This is a genomic window from Nocardioides sp. PD653-B2 (assembly GCF_002117935.1).
GTDB lineage: Bacteria > Actinomycetota > Actinomycetes > Propionibacteriales > Nocardioidaceae > Nocardioides.
In genome coordinates this window covers 128,610-136,063 of the sequence record NZ_BDJE01000022.1, presented here as the reverse complement: position 1 = coordinate 136,063, position 7,454 = coordinate 128,610, and the positions used below count along the sequence as shown (strand labels likewise).

Genomic DNA, 7,454 nt, shown 5'->3' with positions numbered 1-7,454 from the left:
TGACGAACATAGGAGCATCGAACGCCTCAACCGCACCATGCTCGAGGAATGGGCCTACGCCCGCCCCTACCGCACCGAGGACGAGCGCGCAGCCTGCTTCGAACAGTGGCTGCACACCTACAATCACCACCGCGGCCACACCGCACTCGGCGGCCTCTCACCAGCCGACCTCGTACCTAACCTCAGCGGTCAGAACACCTAGTGCTGGCCGCCCGCGTCGATCTCACCGGCGCCCGAGAGGAGCAGGTCGATGACTCCGTTCTCTGATGCCGACGGTAGGACCGCCTGGACGAGCACCCAGAAGGTCGTCGCCATTGCCGTCGTCGTGGCCATCGCGGCGATCGGTGTCTGGGTGGTCGGGGGTGCCTCGACTGAGGCAGCGGGTGGGCCGCAAGGCAGCGGTGACGCGGTGATCCAGGTGTTCACCGAGGACGACCGCGTTCCGGTCGAGCCGTTCGCGGGCACCCTGCTCGACGGGCAGCCGTTCGACAGTCGTGACAACGCGGGGAAGGTCGTCGTCTACAACGTGTGGGGTTCGTGGTGCGCCCCGTGCAGGACGGAGACCCCTGCCCTGAGGCAGGTGGCACGGGAGACTGATCCCGAGGTCGCGTTCGTCGGGATCAATGTTCGCGACAGTCCCGAGGCTGCGCTCGCTTTCGAGCGAAGCAACAAGGTGCCCTACCCGAGCCTGACGTCGGAGGATGGGGCGAACGCGCTGTTGGCGTTCGGCAGCTCGCTGGGTGTCGCCGCGGTGCCGACCACCCTGGTGGTCGACCCATCTGGTCGAATCGCTGGTCGCATTGTCGGGCCAACGTCGTACTCGACGCTGCGAGGGATTGTCGACGAGGTGCTCGCCGGCGGCTCGCCCGGTGCGTGAGGCAGCTCGTCACCGTGCAAGCCCACGGCGGACAGCGCGGTGGGCCGGGATCGTCGCAACGGCCACCGCTGTTGGTATCGGGACGGCTCTCCTGACCAGTCCCGAGTCGCGCAAGGTTGAGTCGCGAACAGGTGTTGTCACTCCAGTGCTGGACGCGCCTGGCGCCGGCACGCCCTCGGCGGCCGGGCTCTCGACAGTGGATCTGTCGCCGAACCGGACGTTCGCGGGTGATGTTGCGTCGCGGGATGCTCGAGCTGGCGACAGAACGCCACCCCGTGAAGCACGGGTCCCCGATGCCGGGAGCGGCGACTTCCGTGTCGCTGGTGGAGTCCTGGAGCCAGCGGGAGACAGCAATGCGATGACCTACACGGTCGAGGTCGAAGAAGGGCTCGGTTTCGATCCCGAGGCTACGGCGCGCTCTGTCGACGCGGTCCTCGGCGACGAACGGGATGGGTGACGGTGACGGGTCGAGGGTTCGTTCGCGGCCCATCACCCGCGGACCTGCGCATTCTGATTGCCACCCCCGGCACGACGGACAACCTCTGTGCCCCTCTCGAGACTCTGGGACGAGTCTCCTGCCGCAATGGCGAACTGGTCGGATCAACGCTCTCCGCTGGGCCTACGGCACGCCGGACTACCGCGGTGATCGCCGCGGCTACCGCCGCTATGTCATCAACCACGAAGTGGGTCACGCTCTCGGCAACGGGCACGTCTCGTGCCCGACTGCGGGGAGCCGGCGCCGGTCATGCTGCAGCAGACCTATGGGCTCGACGGCTGCACGACCAACCCATGGCCCACCGTCGCCCGGTGAGTCTCAGCTCACGCGCTGTGGGTCGCCGACCAGCAGTTGGTCACCGTCGCCTCCAGCGCGGGAGCCAGGGCGAGCACCAGCGGCGTGGACAGGAGGACGGCAGTCGTGGCGCCGACGAGTGCCCCTTGGCGCGGGCGCAGGGGCGACGCTGACGACGCCGTCAGGCGCCTGACCCGCGCCAGCGCCGCGGTCTCCCCGGCTGCCAGTGCCGGCCCCGGCGAGGCGCCGGAACAGAGCGTGACGAGAGCTCGGGCAAGGGCGCGGCGATCTACAGATGCCTGAGCAGAGTCGTCGGCCTGCATCTCGACCAACGTGGCGATCTGCTCGTGGGCACGGCTGAAGACCCGAAGTCCGAGGAACGCCTTCTCCAGTGCGGCAGCCATGGAAAGGGCGAGATCGTGCCGGGCGCGCAGATGCGTGTCTTCGTGGGCGAGGACCAGACGCAGCTCACGAGGAGTCAGGAGCTCGAGCGCCGCGCTGCTCACCACGACCTGACTCCGGCGACCGGGAAGGCAGTAGACCACCGGTGCCTGGTGATCCACGACGACGAAGCCATCGGGATGCTGCACGCCCACCATGACGAGTGCCTCGACCTGGCTCCTGCGTTGACGCGCGGACCGGTGCAGGTGAACGGCGATCTGGGCGGCGACGCTCACCAGCAGGACAGCGGTGAGCACGGCAGACGCGGCCGCGAGCGCGGCCCCGGCCGGAGTCGTGTAGTGCTGGGCGACATAGAACGACGTAGTCCCGAAGAGATCCGCTACGTGCGTCCTGACCGGCAACGCGGGCAGGGCGACCGTGACCCCGGCCATGACGATGGCGAGCGCTACTGCGGCGGTGAGCGCCTGCCAGGCCCAGATGCCCCACGGAGGCGAGCGCTGCACCCAGGAACTTCGAGCAAGCAGGCGGCTGCCCGCCACGGCCGCCACCGCGGCGAACGCCAGCAGGACCAACGGCGCAGTCACTTGCGGGCCTCGGGGGCGTCGATGCTGGCCAGAGCCGAGCGCAGGTCCGCGACCTCGTCCTCCGACATGTGCCCCACGAAGTGCAGGAGTGCGGCGCCCCGGTCCGGGCTCTCGGAGAGGACCTGCTCAAGCAGTCTGGCGGTGTGAGCTTCGCGGGTCAGGGTGGCCGCGTACAGGTAGGCGCGCCCGTCCTTCTCGCGGCGAACGAATCCCTTGTTGTGCAGGTTGTCCAGCACGGTCATCACGGTCGTGTACGCGATGGCACGACTCTTCTGCAGATCCTCGAGCACATCTCGCACCGCCACCGGACGGTCCCAGTCCCAGAGGCGTTGCATCACCGTTGCCTCGAGCTGACCCAACTGCCTCACGTCGCACCCTTCCCTGGAGCCGACGGCTCCGGTTCCCCCGTTTACTATGGTCGATAGTAAGTCTTCGAGCCGATTCTACTGAGGTCAACATGCACCCCGTCGCCATTGCCGGCAGCGCGCAGGACATGGTGCTGAGTGGACCCATCGTCGTCGCGCTCTCGTTCGCCATTGCCGCGGGGCTGATCTCGTTCTTCTCCCCGTGCGTGCTGCCCTTGGTCCCGGTCTACCTGGCGTATGTCACGGGCGTCGCCGGGGTGGACTCGCGGAGCGAGGCGACGCGTGCCGGCCGGGTGCAGTCGGGCTCGACGGTGCTCGCTACACCACGCATCCAGGTTCGCACCCTGGCGAGGTCGCGGACGCTGATCGGTGCCGCGCTCTTCGTGCTGGGCTTCGCGGTCGTGTTCACCAGCTACGGGGCGCTCTTCGGCACCCTCGGGCAGACCCTCGTCCGCCACCAGGATGACCTGGTCCGAGTGTCCGGCGTGGTGACCATCCTCATGGGGCTGATGTTCGCGGGGGTCTTTGCGCGGGTTCCTGGGATGAACCGCACCGTGAAGCCGAGCCTTCAGCCCCGGGTGGGCCTCACGGGAGCGCCGATCCTGGGCGGCCTGTTCGCCATCGGCTGGACGCCGTGCATCGGCCCCACGCTGGCAGCCGTGCTCACCCTGTCGACGACTACCGCCACAGCGGAACGGGGGGCACTGCTCACCTTCGCCTACAGCCTCGGCCTCGGAATCCCGTTCCTGGTCGCGGCCGCGACGGTCGGCCGGGCAACCCGGACCTTCAGCTGGATGCGCACGCACGCACGCGCAGTCACACGAGCTGGCGGGCTTCTCCTGGTCGTGATCGGCGTCATGCAGCTGACGGGCATCTGGTCGACGACGCTGGCGGCCGTGCAGTCGCTCGTCGTCGGCTGGCAGAGCCCGCTGTGATACCTGCTCGCCTGCTCGTCGCGCTCCTCGCCGGCGCAGGGTTGGCCGGGGCATTCGAACCGGTCGCGCTGCCGTACCTCGCTCCGGGCGCGGTCGCCGTCTTCATCTCGTGTCTCTCGGGGCGGTCCCTCCTGGCCGGCGCAGGTATCGGGTTCGTCTTCGGTGTCGGCTTGATGGGTCTGCTCCTGCGGTGGCTGGGCCCTTCCATCGGCACCGACGCCTGGATCGCCCTGTTCCTGATCGAGGCCGGCTGGTTTGCTCTGCTCGGCGCCGCCATGCGGATCGTGTCCCGCCTCCCCGGGTGGCCGGTGTGGGTGGCGGCGCTGTGGACTAGCGTCGAGCTGCTCCGCGGGTTGTGGCCGTTCGGCGGCTTCCCCTGGGGCCGTCTGGGCTTCAGCGTGGTCGACTCCCCGTGGGCGGCGACGCTGCCTTACATCGGTGTCACCGGTACGACGTTCCTCCTCGTGCTGCTCGCGGCGGTCGCGGTGTGGTCCCTCGAGTACCTCCCGCAGCTGGCACCGGGGCGGCTGGCCGTGCTCGGGGGCGTCGTCGGAGTGACTCTGGTGCCAGCGCTTGTTCCGTACGGCACGACGAGCTCTGGCTCGATGACGGTGGCCGTCGTGCAGGGCGGTGTTCCCGGGCGCGGCAACGAGGTGGCCGCGAACCATCGGCAGGTGACGGATAACCACGTCGAGCTGACCCAGGCTCTCGGGCGGCGAGTCAGTCTCGGCCTGGCGCGGCGCCCGGACCTAGTCGTCTGGCCGGAGAACTCGACCGCGGTCGACCCCTTCCGCGACCCGGTGGCGAACGCCGGGGTATCGGCCGCCGTGGAGGCCGTCGGGGCGCCGGTCCTGGTGGGGGCGATGGTCGATGCCCCGGACCCGGACAACGTCCTGAACCAGGGCGTGGTGTGGTCGGCCCGGGGGCCGGCCAAGGAGCGGTACACGAAGCACCATCCGGTGCCGTTCGGCGAGTACATCCCGTTCCGGTCTGTGCTGGGCGGGCTGACGGGGCGGCTCGACCAGGTGCCCCGGGACATGCTAGCGGGGGAGGGCAGCCGGCCACTGCTCATCGGTGGCGTCGAGGTGGCCGACGCGATCTGCTTCGACATCGCCTACGACGACGTCGTCGGGCCGCAGGTGGCGTCGGGTGCTCGTGTGGTCGTCGTGCAGACCAGCAACGCGAGCTTCATCGGCACCTCCCAGCTCGAGCAGCAGTTCGCCATCACCAGAGCCCGGGCACTGGAGACGGGGCGCAGCATCGTGGTGGCGTCGGTCAACGGGGTGTCCGGCGTCATCGCTGCGGACGGCCAGGTCGTGGCCCGTGCTTCCGTCAAGGGGGCCGAGGTCCTGGTCGAGGAGGTGCCACTTCGCGGCGGGCTGACCCCGGCCGTCCGGTTGGCCAGCGCCGAGCGGTATGCCCTGTGGGCGGTGACGCTGGGAGCGCTCGCCCTCGCCTTCCGGAAGACCGCCAGGGGTCGAACGCCAGTCGGCTACCGGCGCGAGGTCGGGTCGTCCGCCGGCGTGTCCAGCTGACATGGACGCTCCTCTGGACGGGACTGGTCGCTGGCCGAGGCCGCAGCCAAGCGGCTGAGGTAGTCGTTGTACGAGTTCAGGTCGCTGTCCCCGTCGCGGTCCGCCTTCCGGTCGAACCGCCGCCGTTCTCGTCGGTCGGCCTGGACCCAGGCCAGGATCAGCGCGCCCGCGAGGATGGCTAGCGGCAGGTCGCCCAATGCCCAGCCCAGCGACGCGCCGCGGTACTGGTCGCTGATCAACGACTCGCCCCATTCGCGACCGAGCGCCCCGAAACGAGCTCTCGGCGAGGACCTTGTTGCTGGCCATCAGCGACACCGAGAACAGGGCGTGGAAGCCGAAGGTGATCATCAACAGCAGAGCTCGGGGGGGGGGTACGGAGGTCGCCGGGGACCCGGGTCGATGCCGACCAGGCAGTTGGCCAGCAGGTACCCGGCCAGCACGGAAGTGACCGACCATCAGGATGTGGGCGGTGTGGGTGCGCAACGAGAGCTCGAACAGCGACGAGTAGTAGAACGCCGCCAGACTCACGATGAACAGGGTCCCCGCGACGATGGGGTTCCCAAGGATGGCGGCCGGCCAGGAGTGGATCACTCGTTGCAGCCACTCCCGGGGGCCCATCGAGCCGTCGGTGCGCCGGTTCAGGGTGCGCAGGGCGAGCGTCACCGGGGCGCCCAGGGCGAGGAAGACCGGCACCGCTGTCGCGATCGTCATGTGCGCCACCATGTGCATGCTGAACAGGACACGGCCGTACGCGCCGGGCGAGCCGCTGGTCGCCCAGACCAGCAACACGGAGCCGACCACCCAGGCGATGGTGCGCGACACCGGCCAGGTGTCACCACGGGCGCGGAGCTTCGAGACCGCGACGAGGTACCAGGCGAGGCCGCCGAGCACGATGGGGAGCCAGAAGATGTCCGGACGCCACTGGGTGAACCATTCGGCCGCGCCGAGCGCGGGGGGCAGGTCGTGGCCGAGCAGGGACTGGGCTGCCGACAGCGGTGTCCCGGCACCGGGTGGCGGCGGAGGAGCGGTCCGGCTCAGGGCAACGCCGGTCCCGGTCGCCGCGGTGAGTACCACGACCTCGAGCAGCCCGATCCACAGGAATGCTCGACGGTGTCCGGCGGCAAGCCGACCGATCAGGCGGCGTCGCTGCCACCACGCGAGTCCACACAGGACGGCGAAGGCGCCCACCTTCAGGGCCAGCAGAGCTCCGTACGAGGAGCCGAGGTCCGACAACTCGGGCACGCGCAGGAGTGCTCCCAGCGCGCCCGACACCGCGACCAGCACCAGGCTGCATCCCGCCAGGGTCGAGTACCGCCGCACGGTGGGGACCAGCGAGTCCCCCAAGCGGCGTCGAGTGACCAGCAGTGCGATCAGACCGCCCGCCCACACGCTGACCCCGAGCAGGTGCATGGCCTGCAGGTTGACCGCGTTGTCGTGCTCGAGCGTGCCGGCCGCGTGCCCGGTCAGCGCCATCGGCCACAGGCCGAGGAGGGCCACCACGGCCAGGAGACCCATGGAGACCGTCCGGCGCGCGATCAGGCAGCCGACCGAGACGAAGGCGGCGATGGCCGAGCTGATGGTCAGGTAGCGGCCCAGCTCGAAGTTCTCGGCGAAGTAGACGATCGCGGACAATGAGTCCTCCGTGGCAAGACTGTCGCCACTGGCCTCCGAGAACGTGAAACCGAGGAGCGCGAGGCCGCTCCAGAGCCAGATCCCCGCAGAGACTACGGCCAGATCGAGGGCGACCCGGCGTGCCCCCTCCACCCGGTTGCGGCCCTCGGGCTCTCGTGGAGGGATGCAGCACGCGGCGAGCACCAGGCTCCTACCGTGACGGCTGCGCCCAGGTCCCGGAGTGCCTGCGCCGCGGGGAGTCCGTACCGGGTGAACGCTCCTGGGTCCGACAGCCCGGGGACTGCCTGGGCTGCCAACCCACCGGTCACCGTCAGGAGCGTCATGGCGACCACCG

7 protein-coding genes and 2 pseudogenes are annotated in these 7,454 nt (G+C 69.7%); 5 read left to right on the top strand and 4 right to left on the bottom strand.

The genetic code is table 11. From position 1 onward, the window contains the following. The 3 genes and pseudogenes from PD653B2_RS10235 to PD653B2_RS25645 all read left to right on the top strand — a co-directional run. The coding region (locus PD653B2_RS10235) for an integrase core domain-containing protein (protein WP_165763420.1) at positions 1–202 on the top strand (202 nt) is incomplete at its 5' end. 123 nt (positions 203–325) lie between these two features. Further along, positions 326–877, top strand: a complete 552-nt coding sequence (locus PD653B2_RS10230) for a TlpA family protein disulfide reductase (RefSeq protein WP_165763419.1) — start codon at positions 326–328, stop codon at positions 875–877. Between the two features lie 449 nt (positions 878–1,326). Continuing rightward, positions 1,327–1,596, top strand: a pseudogene (locus tag PD653B2_RS25645) (DUF3152 domain-containing protein); the annotation flags it as partial. Positions 1,597–1,696: 100 nt separating this feature from the next. On the opposite strand, the gene PD653B2_RS10225 reads toward PD653B2_RS25645, so the two are convergent. Both PD653B2_RS10225 and PD653B2_RS10220 read right to left on the bottom strand, forming a co-directional pair. Beyond that, on the bottom strand, positions 1,697–2,653 hold the full coding sequence (locus PD653B2_RS10225) for a M56 family metallopeptidase (protein WP_085872265.1): 957 nt from the start codon (positions 2,651–2,653) through the stop codon (positions 1,697–1,699). After that, positions 2,650–3,021 (bottom strand): BlaI/MecI/CopY family transcriptional regulator, encoded by a 372-nt coding sequence (locus PD653B2_RS10220; protein ID WP_207559474.1) that lies wholly within the window; start codon positions 3,019–3,021, stop codon positions 2,650–2,652. Before PD653B2_RS10220 ends, PD653B2_RS10225 begins: the two co-directional genes overlap by 4 nt. Before the next feature lie 125 nt (positions 3,022–3,146). On the opposite strand from PD653B2_RS10220, the gene PD653B2_RS10215 reads away from it, so the two are divergent. After that, entirely contained in the window at positions 3,147–3,953 is an 807-nt protein-coding gene (locus tag PD653B2_RS10215; RefSeq protein WP_089503927.1) for a cytochrome c biogenesis CcdA family protein, read from the top strand. Beyond that, the gene (lnt, locus tag PD653B2_RS25640; protein WP_085872263.1) at positions 3,950–5,488 is read left to right on the top strand and encodes an apolipoprotein N-acyltransferase; all 1,539 of its coding nucleotides are present in this window, start codon (positions 3,950–3,952) and stop codon (positions 5,486–5,488) included. The genes PD653B2_RS10215 and lnt overlap by 4 nt, the downstream gene beginning before the upstream one ends. Here lnt and PD653B2_RS25635 read toward each other — a convergent pair. Both PD653B2_RS25635 and PD653B2_RS26045 read right to left on the bottom strand, forming a co-directional pair. Further along, on the bottom strand, positions 5,446–5,727 hold the full coding sequence (locus tag PD653B2_RS25635; RefSeq protein ID WP_085894321.1) for a hypothetical protein: 282 nt from the start codon (positions 5,725–5,727) through the stop codon (positions 5,446–5,448). The genes lnt and PD653B2_RS25635 overlap by 43 nt on opposite strands. Before the next feature lie 43 nt (positions 5,728–5,770). Then, a pseudogene (locus PD653B2_RS26045) lies at positions 5,771–6,898 on the bottom strand (cytochrome c oxidase assembly protein); the annotation flags it as partial. Positions 6,899–7,454: the final 556 nt, after the last annotated feature.

What these genes read in the sequence shown, in the direction of transcription:
- PD653B2_RS10215 (WP_089503927.1), top strand. Translation starts at nt 3,147, where the DNA reads ATGGTGCTGAGTGGACCCATCGTCGTCGCGCTCTCGTTCGCCATTGCC.